The sequence below is a fragment of the Marinobacter sp. V032 genome, from assembly GCF_052645435.1.
In genome coordinates this window covers 132,733-152,197 of sequence record NZ_JBQXYE010000002.1, presented here as the reverse complement: position 1 = coordinate 152,197, position 19,465 = coordinate 132,733, and the positions used below count along the sequence as shown (strand labels likewise).

Genomic DNA, 19,465 nt, shown 5'->3' with positions numbered 1-19,465 from the left:
AAGACCGTGCCATTGAGAGGTCCCTATGAGCAGTCAAATTCCGGTCAAACAAGTTGACCCCGCGACTGACGCCTCCTCTAATAATAAAAATACCGAGACCGTTGAACTCTACGCCAGCCGCAAAAAGATATACGTCAAATCTGTTAAAGGTTTCTTCCAGCGCATACGGTTTGTGAGCCTGTGGGCCCTCATGGGCATGTACTTCCTTTTCTGCTGGATTCATATCGGCGGCGAACCCCTGCTTTACTTTGACCTTCCAGCACGGGAATTCCATCTGTTCGGGACGACGTTCTTTCCGAAAGATTTCATCATGCTGTCAGGCATGTTGATCATTGCCGCCTTCGGCCTGTTTTTCATCACCACACTGTTTGGCAGGGTCTGGTGCGGGTACACCTGTCCGCAAACGGTCTGGACCTTCATTTTCATGTGGGTTGAAGAAAAAATAGAGGGTAGCCGCAACAAACGGATGAAACTCGACAAGGCACCCAACAGCGCCGAAAAGATGATTAAAAAGGGCGCTAAACACGCTGTATGGCTGCTCATCGCCTTTGCCACAGGCTTAACATTTGTTGGTTACTTTTACCCCGTTCACGACCTGACGATTGACCTGTTTACGCTTAACGCCAATGGCTGGGCCTACTTCTGGGTCGGCTTTTTCACACTGGCGACGTACACCAACGCAGGCTGGCTGCGCGAGCAGGTCTGCCTTTACATGTGCCCCTACGCCCGCTTTCAGTCCGTCATGTTTGACGAAGACACCCGGGTTGTTGCCTATGATTTCAACCGGGGCGAACCTCGCGGCGGCCGGCGAAAAGATGCGGACAAGGACGAGCTGGGCATCGGCGATTGCATCGATTGCGGCATGTGCGTGCACGTCTGCCCTACCGGCATTGATATCCGGGATGGCCTGCAATACGAATGTATCAACTGTGCGCTTTGCATTGACGCTTGCGACGAAGTCATGGAAAAGATGGACTACCCCACCGGACTGATTCGCTACGCCACCGAACACGAACTCGAACACAAGACATCAAAGCTGTTGCGACCTCGCACATTCGGCTATGGTGCAGTGCTGGTGCTGATGATCAGCGCCCTCGTATACACACTGGTCACCCGTGTACCCATTGAACTGGAAGCAATCCGAGATCGCGGCGCGCTCTATCAGATGAATGGCCGTGGCATGATCGAAAATTCCTACACGCTGAAGATCCAGAACATGACCGAGATACCGCAGACGTTCTCGATCACAGTATCAGGTCTGGATAGCGTGCGGATGCTGGGCGACAACGAGATCACGCTGGGTGCCAGTGAAAGCCTGTCACTTCCGACTGTTGTCGAAGTCAGCCCCGATGCCCTGCAAGGCACGAATAACAACATTACTTTCACAGTGAAAGTCGAAGGTAACGACGAGCTCATGGCCGAGAAAGAAAGCCGGTTCCTTGGTCCGAACCGATAACGCACGTTATTTACGAGAAAGGCGTACACCTGAATGAGCGAACACGTAACTGAAACCATTGCACCCTGGTACCGCCAGTTCTGGCTATGGTTCCTGCTGTCTATTCCCGGCATAACCATCGTGTTGTGCATCGGGATGATTTACGTTGCAGTGGTCACCAAAGACCCGCTGGTCACCGATGACTATTCAAAAGAAGGTCTCGGGATCAACCTGGAACTGGCTCGGGATCGCGCGGCTGCAGATTTCAAACTCGGTAGCACCGTCATTTTTAGCGGGAACACCATAACCCTCGAGATAGAAAAGGCTGGCAGGCCCGCCAGTTTCGATTATTTGATACTCGACCTCTCCCATCCAACTCTCGCCGATCGGGATCGACGGATCCAGTTCCAGCCTGTTGGTGATGGTCTGTACGAAGCGAAGCTGCCCGTTAAACTCGATGGCCGCTGGTATATGGAGTTGCGGGGCCCTGAAAACAACTGGCGCTTGAAGGGAGAGGCAATACTCCCCTCGGACAAGCCCCAGGTACTGGCGGCAGCACATCAGGGGTAACGATTGTCCTTCGAAGTCTGTTTCCATTGCGGCGAACCCGTTTTGAGTAGCGCCCGGATTGAGCTTGACGTCGACGGCTCGATTCGGGCGTTTTGCTGTCACGGCTGCCGGGCCGTGTGCGAACTGATTGTGTCGGAGAATCTGACAGGGTTTTACCATCACCGCACCAATACTGCGGTCACACCAACCCCGCTCGCGGAACAAGAGAAAGAACAACTCCGGCTTTACGACCACCCGCTTGTCCAGGACACCTTTGTTTCAGACGTGCCAGGCAAAGTCGGTCAAAGCAAATCGGAGCCCATTAGCCGCGAAGCCCTCCTTCTGATTGATGGCATCACCTGCGCCGCCTGCATCTGGCTACTGGAGCATCACCTCGCCGAACAGGCGGGGGTCGTCCAGTTCAACGTCAACCATTCTACTCGGCGGGCGCGATTGGTGTGGGCCAAAGACGATACCCGTCTCAGCGACCTTCTGATCGCTATCCATCAACTGGGTTACCGTGCCCGTCCGTTTGAGCCTGATCAGGCCGAGGCAGCGCTCCAAAGGGAGAAACGCAGCGCACTGATTCGACTGTGTATCGCCGGCATGGGCACGATGCAAAGCATGATGCTGGCGATGCCGTTGTATTTCGGCATTATCAGCGGGCTTTCTGAACAATTTCTCGAATTCTTCCGCTGGGTCAGCTTACTGGTGGCCACGCCGGTCGTGTTCTACAGCGCCCGACCGTTTTTCACCAACAGCCTGCGGGATATTCGTAGCCGGCACCTGACCATGGATGTGCCGGTTGCGCTGGCCATCGGGCTCGCCTACTGCGCCAGCGCATGGGTTACTGTCGTGGGTGGCGAAGAAGTCTATTTTGAATCCGTCTGCATGTTCACTTTCTTCCTGTCACTGGGACGGTATATCGAGATGCAGGCTCGTTACCGGGCAGGCCTGACCGGCGCATCAGTCGGATCGGTGATGCCCGCGATAGCGACTCGCCGCCAGAACAACACGCTGGAGATCGTCCCGGTACATCAGCTCCAGCCCGGCGACACCGTTGAGGTAAAGCCTGGTGAAGTTGTTCCGGTTGATGGCATCATTTCCGCGGGTAGATCCACGCTTAACGAAGCGGCGTTAACTGGCGAATACATGCCCGAACAACGCGGCCCGGGTGATGTCGCGCACGCCGGCGCCATTAATGGCGAAAGCCCACTGACACTGACCGTTGAACGCGCCGGCGCAAACACCCGGCTGTCCAGCATTCTTCGTATTCTCGACCGCGTGCAATCTGAAAAGCCACCGGTTGCCCGAACCGCAGACAAGGTTGCTGGCGTCTTCGTCAGTCGTATTCTGTTGATCGCGCCATGCGTCTGGCTTGGCTGGTGGCTGGCAGGTTCTGACCGAGCGTTCGATATTGCTTTGTCGGTATTGGTCGTGACGTGCCCCTGCGCATTGTCGCTGGCAACGCCTACCGCGATTACCAGTGCCACCATGAAGCTTCGCAATATGGGGTTCTTGCCCACTCGCGGCCATACGCTGGAATCCCTTAACAAGATTGATACGGTGGTTTTCGACAAAACGGGTACGGTCACAGAAGGTGCGCTGACTCTCCAGCAGACCAGGACCTATACGGAGATGTCCGAGGCAGACTGTCTGGCGCTGGCAGGCGGTCTTGAGCAATACTCGGAGCACCCCATCAGCCGGGTGTTCCGGCGCTTCGCACGCTCGGACACCCCGATAAGCGATGTGCACAATCACCTTGCCGGCGGTCTGACCGGGCACCTCAACAACGCGCCCATTATAATTGGTCATGCCGGTTTTATCCGTGAGCACAGCACTGCTCAGGAGCTGGACGAATCCGGCGACGGCCTGACAGTGTTTCTGGCCACTGACACTGCGGTTTTGGCCAGGTTTGTACTGGACGATCAGCCCCGGGCCGATGCCCGGATTGCGATTGCGCAACTGCATGCTCTCGGGCTTAACACAGCCCTCTTAAGTGGCGATCGCTCGGCGCATGTCCAACGCATCGCCAACGAGCTGGGTATTGCCGAGGTCCGCGGACAGGCATCACCGGAGGACAAGCTCGCTTACCTCAGAACACTGCAAGAAAGCGGCTGCCACGTTATGATGGTGGGGGACGGCTTGAACGATCTCCCGGTCATGGCGGGTGCCGACGTGTCCGTGGCCCTGGGAAGCGCCGCGGACCTGACACAGTTACGAGCCGATGCGGTTTTGCTGAATGGTCAATTGACCCGACTGGTCAGCGCACTTGAAACAGGCAAGCAAACCCGGCGGATTGTCCGCCAGAACATGACCTGGGCGATTGCCTACAATATTTGCGCCCTGCCTCTCGCGGCTGCCGGTATGATTTTGCCCTGGGTCGCCGCGATTGGCATGTCAGCCAGCTCACTGGTGGTTGTCGCCAATGCGCTACGGCTGGGCAAACGCAAAGCCAGCGACAAGACTCGAGAGACGGAGCTGGCGATGCCATCGCGGGCTGACACGCTGAATTAACGCAGTTTTAGAGGTCCTGATTGTGGAAATTGTTTATCTGTTGGTTCCGGTCACCCTGATACTCGTCACCATTGGTGTCGTTGTATTTTCTTGGGCGGTGAAAAGCGGCCAATATGACGACCTTGAAGGCCCTGCACACCGTATTCTCTACGATGACGACCGCGACATGATCCCCGAAGACGCCAAGACCGAAGCTCAGAAAAAAGCAGCTCGCCCTTCAAAGACCGCTCCGGAACAGTCCGGACAGGATAAAACGAACGACAATGGGCAGTGAGCTCTACCTGAGTTATCCCGGTGCTTTCATGATTGGTTTATTGGGGAGCACCCATTGCCTGGGAATGTGTGGCGGCATCAGCGCCTCACTTTCCATGGCCATTCCAGTGGGTCAAAACTTCCGGGCGCGCCAGTCTCTTATGCTGCTGGGGTTTAATGCAGGTCGAATCGGCAGCTATATGCTGATCGCCGCACTGATTGCTTTGGTCAGCACCCAGGCAGTGGATACCTGGGCCCAGCTTGGCACTGCATTGCGATCAGTCGCTGGCCTGCTGCTGATTCTGATGGGATTGGCGATGGGTCAATGGTGGCAGGGCATCCGTTATATCGAGCGAGTTGGTGGCCCGTTATGGCGACGACTGGCACCCCTGACGCAACGCCTTATGCCTGTGCAACGTCCGTATCAGGCGCTATTGCTTGGAATGCTTTGGGGATGGCTTCCCTGCGGTCTGATTTACAGCACACTCGGCTGGGCGGCGCTTCAGCCCACGGTCCCTGCGGCTACAATGACCATGCTTTTCTTTGGGCTGGGAACATTACCGTCAATGCTGGCTTCGGGCTTCGCGGCGACATCGCTCCAACGCCTCAAGTCCAACCGCTACTTCAGGCAAATAACTGGCGCCTTGCTCATTGCCTTCGGGCTGTGGACACTACCGCTCCTTCATATCCCACAACTAACCTGACGCGACCATGAAACACGTGCGGATCGCGAGGGATCCCCATTTTGCCATGTTTAACTGTTTATTTATTGACCACACCTGCGTTGCCAGCTATATTCATCATGAACTTAGCTTTAAATGCTAGAGTGTATCTGCAGAATAAAACTTAACTTGTTGTTTCTGCTAAAGACCCGGTCGTAAGAGTATTGCTAGCGAGGACGTTGGTCATGTCCCAGGCACACGCACTTCTGAACCATATCATCCGCCCAGTCTCCCTGGCGCTAGGCGAACCCCATCTGATTCACGAAGAAATTCTACTGAGCGCGGCAACGCTTCGGGGTTTTGATCCGTTTGCGGAAGACCGGGATGAAGGACTGGGTGTATTTGGCATCTCCCCTACCCTTCACCGACAGGTGTGGGATGAATACCTGGCATTTGAACCCGACAAGGCAAGCCAGGTGCGCGGCTTCGCCAGTCAGCGGCAGTTTCTGGTGAACCCTGATGCCGAACTGATCACCAACACCCAGTATGCGGCAGCTGTAGGTATCAGCGCACTGCAGTGGGTTCGACCATCCTGGCCAATGCCAGATGATGCACCGGCTCTTTCTCAGCTCTGGGCAGACCTCACCCACATACAGGAGCGCCGTTGCATCGCCCGGTTCCAGAAAACGCTGGAAAAACTGTGTTTACAGGGGACTCCAGACAACTTATTTCATCCTGCCTGAAAACGGGAACCCTGGTCAGATATTCAGTACATCCAATCGGTCATAGCTTGGCGCCGGCTCAGACGCCGAGGCTGTTACGGCGCTGCCAGTATTGCCAGCCACACCCTCTACCCTCAGGTTTTCAAAGTCATACAGCTTCGGGTCAGCAAGATGCGAAGGTTCGACATTGCAAATTGCCCGGAACATGGACTCGATGCGTCCCGGGTGCTGTCTGTCCCACGTCTGTAACATATCCTTGACCACCTGGCGCTGCAGATTCTCCTGCGAGCCACACAAATTGCACGGAATGATAGGAAATGAACGCAGCTCGGAGTAGCGCTCAATATCTTTTTCCCGAGCGTACGCCAAAGGACGAATGACGACATTCCGACCGTCATCACTTTTGAGCTTGGGCGGCATGGTTTTCAGCTTGCCGCCATAAAACATATTAAGGAACAGCGTTTCAAGCATGTCATCCCGGTGATGGCCCAGCGCAATTTTTGTGACGCCGTGCTCATCTGCGAAATTATACAGGATGCCCCGCCGCAGCCGTGAACAAAGGCCGCACGTGGTTTTACCCTCCGGCACCTTCTCTTTCACGATGCTGTAGGTATCTTTCTCGATAATATGGTATTCGATGCCCAGCGCTGCCAGGTATGCCGGCAGAATATGCTCAGGAAACCCAGGCTGCTTTTGATCGAGATTCACCGCAATCAGCTCGAAATCGACCGGCGCGCTCCGCTGCAGGTTCAACAGTATGTCCAGCATGGCGTAGGAGTCTTTGCCGCCACTGAGGCAGCACATTACCTTATCGCCTGCTTCGATAAGTCCGAAATCAGATATCGCCTGACCGACATCGCGCCGCAGTCGTTTTTGCAGCTTGTTCAGTTCAAGTGTTGATTCGCGGTCACCGGTTTGATGCTCAGCCATAACCCTGCCAGACATTAAAAAAATTGGGGTGCGGAGTATAACGGATACACCCCGGCTGCGTCAGTGTCGGAATCCCCTGTTCCGGATTTCACGTATAGCCCGAAAACGGCCAATCAACGAGCCTATGAACAACTGATTAATCTTTTGAAATCAATCCCACGGACAGGGAATACGACATGGAAGCGTTGAAACTCGGTAAACGTGAGCAAAACCGAATCAATAATCGGCATGCGATATTACAGGCTGCCAAAGCCTGCTTTCGCGAGCTCGGATACGAACGAACCACCATTCGCGATATTATCCGCCGCACTGATCTCGCAGCCGGCACCTTTTACAATTACTTCTCTGATAAACGTGACATCTTCTCCGCCCTGCTGCACGACTTTCTCGCCACGCTGAATCGCAATATTGAAACACTTCGCCAGTCCGCACGCACCGAAACCGACTTTATTCGCTCGACCTACCTGGCATTGTTTCAAGCGACTGCGGAAGATCCTCTCATTTACGAGTTGGCCCACAAGAATGATCAGGCCATCAGGGAATTATTTGGATCCGACATTTTGGGGCTTGCCATGGCCTCCCTCGATGACGATATTCGCAATGCTGCCAAACGCGGGCTATTCCAACACGTCAACCATGAATACCTTAGCGCAGCCTTTTTCGGCATTGCCTACGAAATGAGCCTCCAGGTGGCGCGCCGGGTTCATCACGCTCCCGAAACCCGGGACTCCGAGGCTGAACAGGCAGCCGATTTCGTCACTTCGCTTTTTCTGCGCGGTATTTCGCGGTTTGATGCATAAGGGCGCGACAAAAGCGTCGCCCGGAAAGTTTACCCTTTCCCTGAGCTGATGGCTGGCTTAGGCTTGAGTGATGAACAACCGTCAACAAGACTATCCAGCCCGACATGAATCGCACAATGAGCTGAAGCCAGAGGAGGCGCTGGAACGGCAGATTGTGCTGCTTTCGGAGGCCATTGAAGCCACTCTGAGGGAGTTCCCCGAGGGGCTTTCCGAGCTGCAGCTTATCCGCACGCTCCAATCACCGCCCTGGGCTTTGCTCGAAAGCGTGGACTTTTCCGATCCGGCCTCACTGTATCCTGTTCACTTTCTGGTATTTCATTGCCTGTATCGACTCAGGGATGAACTGTCTGTTCAGGGCGAACAACTCACCATCTCGCCTCTGCGCATCACTCTTGGCCCCGCCAGTACGGTAGCGGGCAGCGGCGTTCCCGATGCTCTCGATGCACTGCGGCTTTTTTACCTTGATCTGTCCCAGTATGATTTGTCCGGACTGACTGTTCGCCGGATGGTCGACGATTTCTGGAAAGGGGTTCGCCGTCCGTTCATCGGAGAAAGCGATATTGCTGAAGCTGCCAGAGCACTCGGCTTTGATACCGTGCCAGATGATTTTTCAGTAGTTAAGAAAGCGTATCGCAAGCAGGCCATGCGGGCGCACCCGGACCGGGGCGGCAGCAATCAGGACGTTCAGGTTCTCAATCAGGCATTCGCATGTTTGCGTCAGCATTTCCGTTCAGCTGTACAGGAGTGATTGAACTAGTGATTTCGAAACAACGTCGTTTTAATAGCGTCGCGGCTGCGGCCGTCCTGCTGCTGGCCAGTGGCGCAGTATCTGCTGATCTGGCAGTTCTGCAATACCATCATGTCAGCAATGAAACACCGGCCTCAACCAGCACCACCCCGTCGCTTTTTCGCAACCAGATCGACATGATTCAGTCTCTCGATATCGACGTAAAACCGCTTGAATCCGCCACTAAAGAAGCACTTGACGGAGATTTGAACGAGAGCCAGCAAGTGGCGATCACGTTTGACGATGCCTACAGCTCGGTCTACACATTTGCTGCTCCGCTGCTGCTTGAGAAAGGGTTGCCGTTCACTATTTTCGTAAACAGCCAGGCGATCGATGATCAAGACCGAGGCTCAATGACCTGGGAACAACTTGAAGAGTTGGCAAACCACCCGGAAGTGACGATCGGCAATCACAGCCTGGATCATGGGCATCTGGCCCGCAAACCCAATGAGGCTGAAGCGCAATGGCACGAGCGGGTATCGCACAGTCTTGACGCATCTGCCGCGCGTATTGAAGAGAAGCTGGGCGTAACGCCCACGTTATTTGCCTACCCTTATGGCGAATATGACAGCGAACTTGAAAAGCTCATCGAAGATCGCCAATGGCTGGCGTATGGTCAGCAATCCGGCCCCATAGGGGCTCAATCCGCCAAAACCCGGCTGCCCCGTTTTCCCATGGCGACCAGTTTCGGTCAGTTGTCATCACTTAAAGACAAGCTCATGAGCAAGGCATTGCCGGTAGATGCAGCCTCGCTGCCGGATGGCATCGTTAAGGACAACCCACCGGAGCTCCGATTCAGTCTGCCTGCCAACATGCCCACCAAAGCACTATCCTGCTACGGTTCTGGCGTGGGGCAGCTGGTGGTAAAAAGCGATGAAGCTGAAGGCGCCGTCATGGTGACGGCGGACCGGGCGTTCGATAGCCGGCGATTCCGATATAACTGCACGTATCCGGCTAGTGAGGGGCGTTTTTACTGGCAGTCAGTGCAGTGGATTGATCTTTCAAAGCCGGAGGACTGAACACACCAACCCACGCCACTCCAGACGCATCAAGCACCCTGCCTGGCATTCAAATGTGCCAGGCAGGTTTCTAGTGAAGTTGCGACACGCCCAATAATCCGGTCGGTTTGTGGGGAATAACCAGTGGGCCCGTATCTGTTTCGACTACAGTCTGATCACGCTGGTCCGCACCACGGCTCATTACCAGTAGCCAGCGATCGCCCTCTGCAGGAAAAACCGGCACTCTCGCCTCAATATAACCGTGGCTATGCCAGGATTCCGGCTCGTAATCAAAAGCAACTTCGGTCACCAACCGCCTTGTAGCCATTCCTTTATCTAAAAACACCAAAGTGGGCACAAAGACACCAGACTGGACATAGGAGCGAATACGCACAACGAATGCCGGTGCCTCGGAAGAAGCGGGCAATTTCATGAGGCGGTAGGCACTCTCACCAGTAGAGAACAGATATTCAGGCGCCATATCATCAAGGTCTACCTGAAACTCCCTGGAATCGTCCCATTCGACAAGATCCTTTACCGGCAAACCGACACAACAGTTCGCCATCCACTCATCCATCAACGAGCCGCTCTGGTCGAGTTCCAGAACCGCTATCGCTTCAGCGCTCATCTTGTTATCGGCCTTACCGCGCGAACCATCGAGCACCATCGCCTCGCTCAGTTCAGGTGGTTCAGCAGCTGATTTCTTTTTCTCGAATCCGGGCTCAGGCCGATAGTAATCGACCCTGACATTGCCTTGCGCATCGCGCCAGGTGTAATACGGCAGTGCGTCTCCTTCTCTGAGAAACCCCTTTTTGGCCAACTCATCACCATCGGGATAATTTTTGAGGTTGTAATCAGGGTTGGTTGGACGCTGCACGCCGCTCGGCGCGGCATCAGCTCCGGAAGTGGCCGGCGTAGCGGCCTGATTCGCGGGCGCTTCAGGTGCAGCGGCAGCAGGTTGGGCTTGTTGCGGGAGTGGCGCGTCCGATATGGGTGCCTGTTCACCGGCTTCGGGCACAGGCTCTGTCACCAACTGGTCACCGGCCGACTTCGGGAATTCTGCAGCTGCAGGCCCATTTTTTGCGGTCGAAGCCTCGTCATCCGAAGCGGCTGGCTCATTGGCACCAGCAGGTTCGGAGGCCGTTTCCTTCTGCTTACTGGCTGATGATCGCGGTTGGTCGACGTCGGTTGCTGAACTGGCTGATTTCTCTTCGCGGACGGCTTCGGCCCGCTCTTCCACCGGATTGTCTTCTTCCTGAATTAGCGTGTGCTGGACGTGACCGTTTTCATCCACCCAAGTAAAGTACCGGTCAGCGCTTTGAAGCGGTCCGGCCGTGGCTATCAACGCTGCCACCAGCATAATCCCGGCCGGGCCGATCGTGAGTCTGGAATTAGCCATTCAGCCTCCGCTGGAACCCGGAGCCTGCTTGCGCCGGATTCGGGCGACTATCAAAATTTGGTTCGAAAACTCAGGCCAGCCATGACAACACGCAAAGACGTTTTAACATCAAGCCCGGCATAAGGATTGTAAATGATATTGGTGATACCAGTGCAGTTCAGATTACAACTGGTATCTGCAGGGATCGATTCAACCGAATGTAAATAGCTTAAGCTCAAATCAATTTCGGTATCGCGATCCCAGCGATAGCCCATCCCGACACTGTACAGGTTTGCCCCGCCAAACGGCGCCATGACCTGTCGCTGATCATCCGGAATAACCGAATCACGTATCTCCACCCCTGCCCTGAGATCAAGCCGTGACGACGCATGAAACTCTGCGCCAAACCCCCAGTTCCACTGATCCTTGAACCCCAGAGGCAGACTCAATGAGTTCGAAGTCGCGTTGTCTGGTGACAAAATACGGGCGGCATTCAGGAACTCAAGGTTGCGGTCAAACACGAAGTTGAAAGCATCCCATTCGGAATAATCGGTCCAGCCCACATCAACGTTAAGAGTCAACTTGGGATGTACGTCGATACTGATACCGGTCTGAAAGTGCTGGGGGTAAGTCAGGTTAAGGCTGACGTTGCCAGCTTCCCGCGGTGCGCCGGACGGCAGACTTAGGATTGCGGAGCCGATCGCGCCCAGAATCGAGCTGTTAACGCTCTGCCAGAAACCAGACCAGTCTTCGGTATACTCGATCGAAAACTGACCTTTCATGTTCATGTCAGCTTCCGAGGTATAGCTCGCCCCCCACCTGAACCACTCGGTGGGCTCCCAGGTCACACCAAGCGAGTAGGTAGGCGAAATCGACTCCTCAACGTCAATACTCAGCGCGCCGATGTCATCCCAAGGGCCCACATTACCGCCACACAAAGCCAGCCAAGGTGCCAGAGGCTCATCACCGGACTGACAGTTAAAGGCATCCTGCAGCACTTCTGCCACGCCAAGCAGCATGTTCGGCGCGCGCATATACTGGTCTGCCGCTACCGCCATATGGGAAATATGAATACCGGCACCAACTGACCACTCGTCATTGATTTCGTAGGCCACCGTTGGTGACAGATAGGTCGTACGCTGCAATGCCGTGGCTTTTGGCTGGTATTTGCCCGGATCGTCATAATCCCGGTAAAAGCCGGCCGCCATCGGTATAAAAAAGGCGTTGGCAAACGTCAGCTTGGATCCCGGTTTCTGGAGACTGATACCTGCAGACGGCGCAAATGCGGGGCCTGGTGGTAGCTTAGTGATGCCGCGCCCGGGAACATATAGCGCAACGGTGTTGGTATGACTGTGGCTGTTGGCAACAGGATCCCGCTGTTCGCCGGTGACAGGATCTGTTTCAAGTCCATCAATACCAAAAATGTTGTATCCAGGCGGTGCGGTAAAATCAGCATCAACATCCAGATAGATGCTCATCAGGTTCACTTCAAGCTGGCGACCATCCAGTTTGGTCAGGCCGGCAGGGTTGTAGTGAATCGCCATAATACCCGGGGTATCCGCGGTCACCGCGTTACCCAAAGCCAATGCTTTCGGGTGGATCGTCAGATTCTGCGCCAACTGTGCGTGAACACCGCACGACATTGCGCTGGCTGCAATGGCCCCGATAAGTCGTGATTTGCAGCAGTTCAATTGCATGACATTCGTCCCTAACCGATAAAACGTCCGAAGCGCCAATTATTCCTTCAGACCCGAAATGTTGATCGGGAGTGAAAGGCCCAGAGAAAAATCCGGAGCGTCTTCAGTCAGGCCTATACCCAAACTGGTGTTGATAATGGTCGTATCGCTGACACGAGTACCCAGAGAGAAGCTCAGGAAACCGGTCATCTGGTCCTGGGCAACCGCCTGTTCGCCGGTACTGAACGTCAATGTGGTTTCATCGCTGTAGCTGATTTGCGCGGAGGCGCTCAGGGAGATGTCATAAGACAATGAGTAGGCAAAGCCCATCGATCCTGACAGACCAAAACCCGGTTCGACTTCAGTCAGCAGGCGTGCGCCCCTGACCTGGTTGAGATTGTCCTGTGGTGTGTTGTAGCTTGCGCTCGCGGAGCCAAACAACACCACTGGATCAAGCACCTTTGACAGACTCGCGCCGCCGGCGATGGTGTAATAACCACTACCGGTGGAAAGTTGGCGGCGAATGTCGATTTCGTAGGGGCTGACACCGGTTTTGGTCGTCAGTGACGTAAACAGAGTGGTCGACATCTTGCCCGGCACGTAGGGATTTGGCTGCCAGCGTGCAGTCAGGGAAACGTCACCCAGATCATAGATGTTGAGCTCGTCTTCGGTGTCGTACTTGACCACCAGCGGCACCCGGGTACCAATCGTCAGGTTGTCCAGCAGACCGTAGTCATAGGAAAACGCATTGGTGAAGCTGTGTGTGGCTGACGGTACGATATCCAGATTCCGAACCGAGCCGTTCTCGATATTCAGATCAAGCCGCTGGTCTCCGGTGTAGGCATAATCGAAGGAGTAGGTCAGCGCATGGCTGCCCTTTTTCTGCAGCGAATAATTCTGCTCTGCAGACTGGAATACTTCTTCGAGCTGCTTGGCCGAATCTTCGTCATCAGCCTGTTTGGCAAGCGCCTCACGGGCCTTGTCCACACTGTCGTCTTCCTGAGCCCACACCATTGCCGGCTGGCCCGCCACGGAACAGATGAGTAAACCTCGCACAACCCAACGATTCATCCTGGCTCCCTTTTTATTGGTATTTGTTTCCCTGACGCCGTGCCTGCTAACAAGGCGCCGCATGACAATCGTGGTCAGTTGCGACGGTAATAGAGTTCTTTACGGGTGTTCTCTACCGTGCCGTCAGGATTATTTTTCTGTCGTTCCAGCAAATTATTAATGCGACGATCAATTGCTTCGTAGTATTCGGGTATGTGATCCAGCGCCAGTTGCGTCATGGTCTGATCATCAATAAACCGGAGATCCTCTTCTTTGAGCTCCAGAGCATCCAGCGGCTTTTCACCGCCCGGGAACACAATAAACAGGACGTTGTCGTCCCACTTCTCTTCGAACTGGGCCAGCGTGAATGAGATATTGCCGACGGAAGGATCAGCGATGAAGATGCGATCGTGCTGAATCGCACGCACCACAACAAAGTGCTTAAAGCCCGCGTGTTTGATGGGCACAATCGCCGGATGGTCGAGTTCCTTGAGGTCTGCCATGGTGGCCCTGAAGCCCCCTGACGGATAACCGAGAGCCGTTACCAGGCGCTTCATGTCCAGCATCGAAAATGCGCGGCGTTCAATGATGCGTTCGCTCTGACCGTAGTGCAGCAGGCCTTCCATAACCTGGCGTTCCTGCAAGTTGCGGCCGAGGTAATATCGGAGAACCGTGGTCAGTGCCGCTGCACCGCAACTGTAGTCGTATGCCTGACGCACCACATTGCGATAGCGCTGCTCAACAAGCGGCGCAATTCGGACATCGTTGCGGAGCTTCTGGGGAGTCTTGTCGTAGTCCTGCTCAATGACCACAGCGCCTCGTTCAAAAGGCTCAACAACTGTAGCCTCCTGCACGATTGCAAATGTCAAAAGGGACCCCGCCAGCACCAAAATCATGGCAAAAAAGCTTCCTTGTTATTGGAATAATACGATGGCGCACGGTCAGATTCGTAGCGCAGCCGGCGGTCTGGATTATGATTATTTTGGGCCCAGTCGCCGTTACATCCTGTTACGGTAAGATACCGGAATGGTAAAGCGCTGAAAGATAACTGTGCCTCAATTCTATTCGGGCAAAAAAGGCCTGAGAATGCTGTTTTGGGAGCCAGTTCACGTCATTCACACAATGTTCAGAGCGCGCGGCAAGTGGGGAGCTGTCAGGAAGGTAGCGGCAACAGGAGGCCAAGATGCCCCGAACAACACGCAGTTCAGGTCATCAATTGTTCAGCAATTGATAAGCGCGGTTCCGGCGTCAGCATCATATCGCCAACACCGGTGACCGCTCATTCGGAGATTGTTTCAGGGAATGCCCTGGATCTTTCCCTACAGAAGAAGCTGGCGCAGGTCCTCCAGTGCAGCCTTCAATGTATTGGTAAATCGCGCCGCATCAGCACCATTGACCGCACGATGATCATAGGACAACGACAGCGGCAGCATCAGACGTGGCTGAAATGCGTTCCCATCCCAGACCGGTGCCATCGACGCTTTGGACACTCCCAGGATAGCCACTTCAGGCGTATTCACGATGGGTGTAAATGCCGTACCGCCGATACCACCAAGACTGGTGATCGTAAAGCATGCACCCTGCATGTCCCGCGGGCCCAGCTTCTTGTCACGCGCCCTCCTGGCCAGGTCCTGCGCTTCTTCGGCAAGCTCCCACAACCCTTTCTTGTCAACATCGCGAATGACCGGCACAACCAGTCCGTCAGGGGTGTCCACCGCTATACCGATATGGATGAAACGTTTTTGAACGACTTCCTTTTTCTCCATGTCCAGTGACACATTGAAGCCGGGATGAGCGGCCAGCGCCTTGGCGCAGACCTTCAGCAAGAACGCCATGGGCGTAAGCTTCACACCTCTCGTCTCGCCCTGCGATTTCATCGACTTTCGGAAGGCTTCCATCTCGGTGATATCAGCCTGTTCAAACTGGGTTACGTGAGGCACATTGAGCCAACTACGCTGCATGCTGTCTGCCGTCAGCTTCATCAGGCGACTCATGGCCTGTCGCTCAACCTCACCAAACTGGCTGAAGTCTGGCAGCTTCACACCGGGAAGACCGGCACCCGCCGTCGAGCCACCTTCCTGCGACGTCGCCAGAGCCTGCTTGATATAAGCCTGAACATCTTCCTTGAGGATGCGCTTTTTGGGGCCGCTGCCCTGCACTCGCCCAAGATCGGCACCCAGCTCACGAGCGAGGCGTCGAACCGCAGGGCCTGCGTGAACACGTTTTCCGGAAGCCGGCGAGGCTTCTGCCTGCGGTGTTGGTGTGCTTTCCTGCCTCGCTTTAGGCGCTGACTCAGTATGCTTTTCTTTTTCCGTCGAAGAGGTCTCTTGAGCAACCGTTTCCGACTTTGGCCCGGCGCTGCCCCCTGCCACTTCGATCTGACCGACCACGTCACCTTCGCTGATCCGGTCGCCCACTTTTACGGTGATCGATTTAATGGTGCCACCACTGGGAGCCGGCAGTTCGACTGACGCCTTGTCCGATTCGACCACGAGAATCGGATCTTCCTCGCCAACCTGATCGCCCTCTGCGACCGCTATTTCGATCACCTCTACGGAATCAGCGCCGCCAAGATCCGGTACGCGGATGTCGTCAATGCTGGCAGAGCCGGACTCAGGTTCAGATGATGTCTCTTTGGCGCTTTCATCAGACTCAGATTCGGCTTCAGGTTCGGATGCAGGTGTGTCCTGCTCGCTGTCGTCTTCACCCTCAATTTCCAGCTGGCCAATCACATCGCCTTCGCTCACGCGGTCGCCGACGCTGATGCTCAGGGACGCAATCTTGCCGGCCAGCGGCGACGGCAGTTCAACAGAAGCCTTGTCTGATTCCAGTACAAGAATCGGATCTTCTTCAGCGACGGTATCACCCACCTTGACGCTGATCTCGATGACCTCAACCGACTCGGAGCCGCCAAGATCGGGAACACGAATATCTTCAGTCTGCATAATCGGGTGTCTCCTCCTGGTTTCAGCTCAGCGCCGGATCCGGCTTGTCGGCATCAATTTCGAATGCCCGAATCGCATCTTCCACGACTTCGGCCTTGATCTTGCCCTGGCGAGCCAAGGCACCCAGCGCTCCTACCACAACGTGATGGCGATCCACCTCAAAATGGCGACGCAGCTTCTCCCGGGTATCACTGCGACCGAAGCCATCAGTTCCGAGCACCGTATAGTCCCCCGGTATCCACGCGCGCACCTGCTCGGCAAACAGACGCATGTAGTCCGTGGAGGCAATAACAGGCGAATCCGTCTCACCCAGGGTTTCCTGAACAAACGCACTACGCGGCCGGGAAGCGGGATGCAGACGATTCCAGCGCTCAACATGCTGACCATCCCGCGCCAGCTCGGTAAAGCTGGTGACGCTGAAGACATCGGACGCCACGTTGTACTGCTCCGCAAGAATCGTCGCTGCTTCCCGCACTTCATTGAGAATGGTGCCGCTACCCAGAAGGCGAACAGCCAATGCCGATTTCTTCTGCTTTGCAGGTTGGGACTCAAGCTTATAGATACCGCGAACAATGCCGTCCTCGACACCCTCAGGCATCGCCGGGTGGGCGTAATTCTCGTTCATCAGGGTGATATAGAAGTAGACGTTCTCGTTGTCGCCGTACATCCGCTGCAGGCCGTGACGCACAATTGTCGCGACTTCATAGGCGAAGGTGGGATCGTAAGACACGCAGTTGGGCACTGTGGACGACAAGACGTGACTGTGTCCGTCCTGATGCTGCAGACCCTCGCCGTTTAGCGTTGTGCGCCCGGCTGTGCCGCCCAGCAAAAAGCCTCGGGCACGCATATCCCCTGCCGCCCAGCACAGATCACCCACGCGCTGGAATCCAAACATCGAGTAGAAGGCGTAGAACGGAATCAGAGGGTAATCATTGGTACTGTATGACGTCGCAGCAGCAATCCAGGCCGACATGGCGCCGGCTTCGTTGATACCTTCCTGAAGGATCTGCCCCTTGCGATCTTCCTTGTAATACATAATCTGTGCACGATCGTTTGGCGTGTACTTCTGGCCTTCAGCGGTATAAATACCCAATTGACGGAACATGCCGTCCATACCGAAGGTTCGCGCCTCATCCGGAACAATAGGCACAACGCGGGAGCCGATCTGCTTGTCTTTGATCAGGGTCCCGAGCATGCGAACAAACGCCATGGTCGTCGACAACTCGCGATCGCCACTGGATTCCAGCTGAGCTTTGAAGGTGGAAAGCGGTGGAATGGTGAGCGGCTGACTGTCTTTCAGACGACGAGGCAAAGAGCCGCCAAGCTTGCTCCGCATTTTCTGCATGTAGAGCATTTCCGGCGAGTCCGGAGCCGGCTTGTAGTAAGGCATCTCCTCGATTTCATCATCAGAAATCGGAACACCGAAACGGTCCCGGAAGGCCCGAATGGTATCGCTGCTGAGTTTCTTCTGTTGGTGCGCGGTGTTTTGTGCCTGCCCCTGCTCACCAAAACCATAACCCTTAATGGTATGGGCCAGAATCACAGTAGGACCGCCTTTGTGGTTGACCGCCTCGTGATACGCAGCGTAAACCTTGTAAGGATCGTGACCACCACGATTCAGAGCATAGATATCATCGTCGGATAATTGCTCAACACGCTTCAGCAGCTCCGGATCCTGCCCGAAGAAGTGCTTGCGCACGTAGCCGCCGCCGTTGGACTTGAAGTTCTGCATTTCACCATCGACGGCGGTATCCATAACCTTCTGCATGCGCCCGTCAGTGTCTTTCTCGAACAACGGATCCCACAGGCGTCCCCAAACGACCTTGAGAACATTCCAGTTGGCTCCGCGGAAGATACCTTCCAGTTCCTGAATAATCTTGCTGTTCCCACGCACCGGGCCGTCCAGGCGCTGCAGGTTACAGTTGACCACGAAGATCAGGTTATCCAGTTTCTCCCGCCCAGCCAGGCCGATAGCGCCGAGTGTTTCCGGCTCGTCACACTCGCCATCACCAATAAAGCACCAGACTTTTCGATCCTTGTTTTCGGTGAGTTCACGCCCCTGGAGGTACTTCATCACATGGGCCTGGTAGATGGCCTGAATCGGCCCCAAGCCCATCGAAACCGTAGGAAACTGCCAGTAATCAGGCATCAGCCACGGATGCGGATAGGAAGACAGGCCATTGCCATCCACTTCTCGGCGGAAATTATCCAGCTGCTCTTCGGTCAGACGACCTTCCAGAAACGAACGGGCATAAATGCCGGGCGACGAGTGGCCCTGGATGTAAACCAGATCGCCTTCGCGCGTCTCGTCACCGGCATGGAAGAAATAGTTGAACCCTACATCCATCAATGTCGCAATAGATGAGAACGAATGGATATGCCCACCGAGATCTCCGGGCCGCTTATTGGCACGAATCACCATCGCCAAAGCGTTCCAGCGGATCAATGACCGGATCCGGCGCTCCATGAAAAGATCCCCGGGCATCCTGACTTCCCGACGGGTGGGAATAGTATTGCGATAAGGCGTATTAACGCTGTAGGGCAGCTTTACGCCATCTCGACTGGCTCTTTCTCCCAGTCTTTCCAGCAGGAAAGCAGCACGCTCCAGCCCCTCTTCATCCAGCACCGAGTCCAGCGACTCGATCCATTCACCCGTTTCAATAGGATCTTCATCATGCAGCATTGATTTCTCCTGGCATGAACAAAGACATCAACTGACACTTACCGGATCGCCTATCCGAAATCGGACACAGATTTGGCAGAA

16 protein-coding genes are annotated in these 19,465 nt (G+C 55.1%); 9 read left to right on the top strand and 7 right to left on the bottom strand.

Annotated elements, in window-relative coordinates:
• Positions 1 to 25 precede the first annotated feature (25 nt).
• The 6 genes from ccoG to ACUN9X_RS12225 all read left to right on the top strand — a co-directional run bounded on the left by ccoG (position 26) and on the right by ACUN9X_RS12225 (position 6,158).
• Positions 26 to 1,456, top strand: coding sequence for a cytochrome c oxidase accessory protein CcoG (gene ccoG / locus ACUN9X_RS12250; RefSeq protein ID WP_260037830.1), 1,431 nt, complete (start codon positions 26 to 28; stop codon positions 1,454 to 1,456).
• Positions 1,457 to 1,489: 33 nt separating this feature from the next.
• Positions 1,490 to 2,005 carry a FixH family protein gene (locus ACUN9X_RS12245; protein WP_260037831.1) on the top strand — a complete coding sequence of 172 codons (516 nt, stop codon included), beginning with the start codon at positions 1,490 to 1,492 and terminating at the stop codon, positions 2,003 to 2,005.
• A 3-nt stretch (positions 2,006 to 2,008) separates the two neighbouring features.
• Positions 2,009 to 4,501 (top strand): heavy metal translocating P-type ATPase, encoded by a 2,493-nt coding sequence (locus ACUN9X_RS12240; protein WP_445473293.1) that lies wholly within the window; start codon positions 2,009 to 2,011, stop codon positions 4,499 to 4,501.
• A 22-nt stretch (positions 4,502 to 4,523) separates the two neighbouring features.
• A complete protein-coding gene (ccoS, locus tag ACUN9X_RS12235; protein WP_260037833.1) occupies positions 4,524 to 4,775 on the top strand; it encodes a cbb3-type cytochrome oxidase assembly protein CcoS in 252 nt (83 codons plus the stop codon).
• Positions 4,765 to 5,457 carry a sulfite exporter TauE/SafE family protein gene (locus ACUN9X_RS12230; protein ID WP_445473292.1) on the top strand — a complete coding sequence of 231 codons (693 nt, stop codon included), beginning with the start codon at positions 4,765 to 4,767 and terminating at the stop codon, positions 5,455 to 5,457. Before ccoS ends, ACUN9X_RS12230 begins: the two co-directional genes overlap by 11 nt.
• 203 nt (positions 5,458 to 5,660) lie before the next feature.
• On the top strand, positions 5,661 to 6,158 hold the full coding sequence (locus ACUN9X_RS12225) for a hypothetical protein (protein ID WP_445473291.1): 498 nt from the start codon (positions 5,661 to 5,663) through the stop codon (positions 6,156 to 6,158).
• 15 nt (positions 6,159 to 6,173) lie between these two features.
• Here the strand turns inward: ACUN9X_RS12225 and ttcA are convergent, their stop codons facing one another.
• On the bottom strand, positions 6,174 to 7,067 hold the full coding sequence (gene ttcA, locus ACUN9X_RS12220; RefSeq protein ID WP_445473290.1) for a tRNA 2-thiocytidine(32) synthetase TtcA: 894 nt from the start codon (positions 7,065 to 7,067) through the stop codon (positions 6,174 to 6,176).
• 176 nt (positions 7,068 to 7,243) lie between these two features.
• On the opposite strand from ttcA, the gene ACUN9X_RS12215 reads away from it, so the two are divergent.
• The 3 genes from ACUN9X_RS12215 to ACUN9X_RS12205 all read left to right on the top strand — a co-directional run bounded on the left by ACUN9X_RS12215 (position 7,244) and on the right by ACUN9X_RS12205 (position 9,673).
• Positions 7,244 to 7,867: a TetR/AcrR family transcriptional regulator gene (locus ACUN9X_RS12215; RefSeq protein WP_260037837.1), complete on the top strand. Its 624-nt coding sequence runs from the start codon at positions 7,244 to 7,246 to the stop codon at positions 7,865 to 7,867.
• Between the two features lie 70 nt (positions 7,868 to 7,937).
• Positions 7,938 to 8,615, top strand: coding sequence for a DNA-J related domain-containing protein (locus ACUN9X_RS12210; protein ID WP_445473289.1), 678 nt, complete (start codon positions 7,938 to 7,940; stop codon positions 8,613 to 8,615).
• 8 nt (positions 8,616 to 8,623) lie between these two features.
• Positions 8,624 to 9,673: a polysaccharide deacetylase family protein gene (locus tag ACUN9X_RS12205; protein WP_445473288.1), complete on the top strand. Its 1,050-nt coding sequence runs from the start codon at positions 8,624 to 8,626 to the stop codon at positions 9,671 to 9,673.
• A gap of 70 nt (positions 9,674 to 9,743) precedes the next feature.
• Here the strand turns inward: ACUN9X_RS12205 and ACUN9X_RS12200 are convergent, their stop codons facing one another.
• The 6 genes from ACUN9X_RS12200 to aceE all read right to left on the bottom strand — a co-directional run bounded on the left by ACUN9X_RS12200 (position 9,744) and on the right by aceE (position 19,384).
• Positions 9,744 to 11,051 carry a MalM family protein gene (locus ACUN9X_RS12200; RefSeq protein ID WP_445473287.1) on the bottom strand — a complete coding sequence of 436 codons (1,308 nt, stop codon included), beginning with the start codon at positions 11,049 to 11,051 and terminating at the stop codon, positions 9,744 to 9,746.
• Positions 11,052 to 11,101: 50 nt separating this feature from the next.
• Positions 11,102 to 12,727, bottom strand: coding sequence for an OmpP1/FadL family transporter (locus tag ACUN9X_RS12195; RefSeq protein ID WP_260037842.1), 1,626 nt, complete (start codon positions 12,725 to 12,727; stop codon positions 11,102 to 11,104).
• Positions 12,728 to 12,766: 39 nt separating this feature from the next.
• Positions 12,767 to 13,777: a transporter gene (locus ACUN9X_RS12190; protein ID WP_260037844.1), complete on the bottom strand. Its 1,011-nt coding sequence runs from the start codon at positions 13,775 to 13,777 to the stop codon at positions 12,767 to 12,769.
• A 74-nt stretch (positions 13,778 to 13,851) separates the two neighbouring features.
• Complete coding sequence (locus ACUN9X_RS12185) at positions 13,852 to 14,652, bottom strand: C39 family peptidase (protein WP_260037846.1); 801 nt, start codon at positions 14,650 to 14,652, stop codon at positions 13,852 to 13,854.
• A 423-nt stretch (positions 14,653 to 15,075) separates the two neighbouring features.
• Positions 15,076 to 16,701 carry a dihydrolipoyllysine-residue acetyltransferase gene (gene aceF, locus ACUN9X_RS12180; RefSeq protein ID WP_445473286.1) on the bottom strand — a complete coding sequence of 542 codons (1,626 nt, stop codon included), beginning with the start codon at positions 16,699 to 16,701 and terminating at the stop codon, positions 15,076 to 15,078.
• A 22-nt stretch (positions 16,702 to 16,723) separates the two neighbouring features.
• Positions 16,724 to 19,384, bottom strand: coding sequence for a pyruvate dehydrogenase (acetyl-transferring), homodimeric type (gene aceE / locus ACUN9X_RS12175; protein ID WP_260037849.1), 2,661 nt, complete (start codon positions 19,382 to 19,384; stop codon positions 16,724 to 16,726).
• Positions 19,385 to 19,465 lie beyond the last annotated feature (81 nt).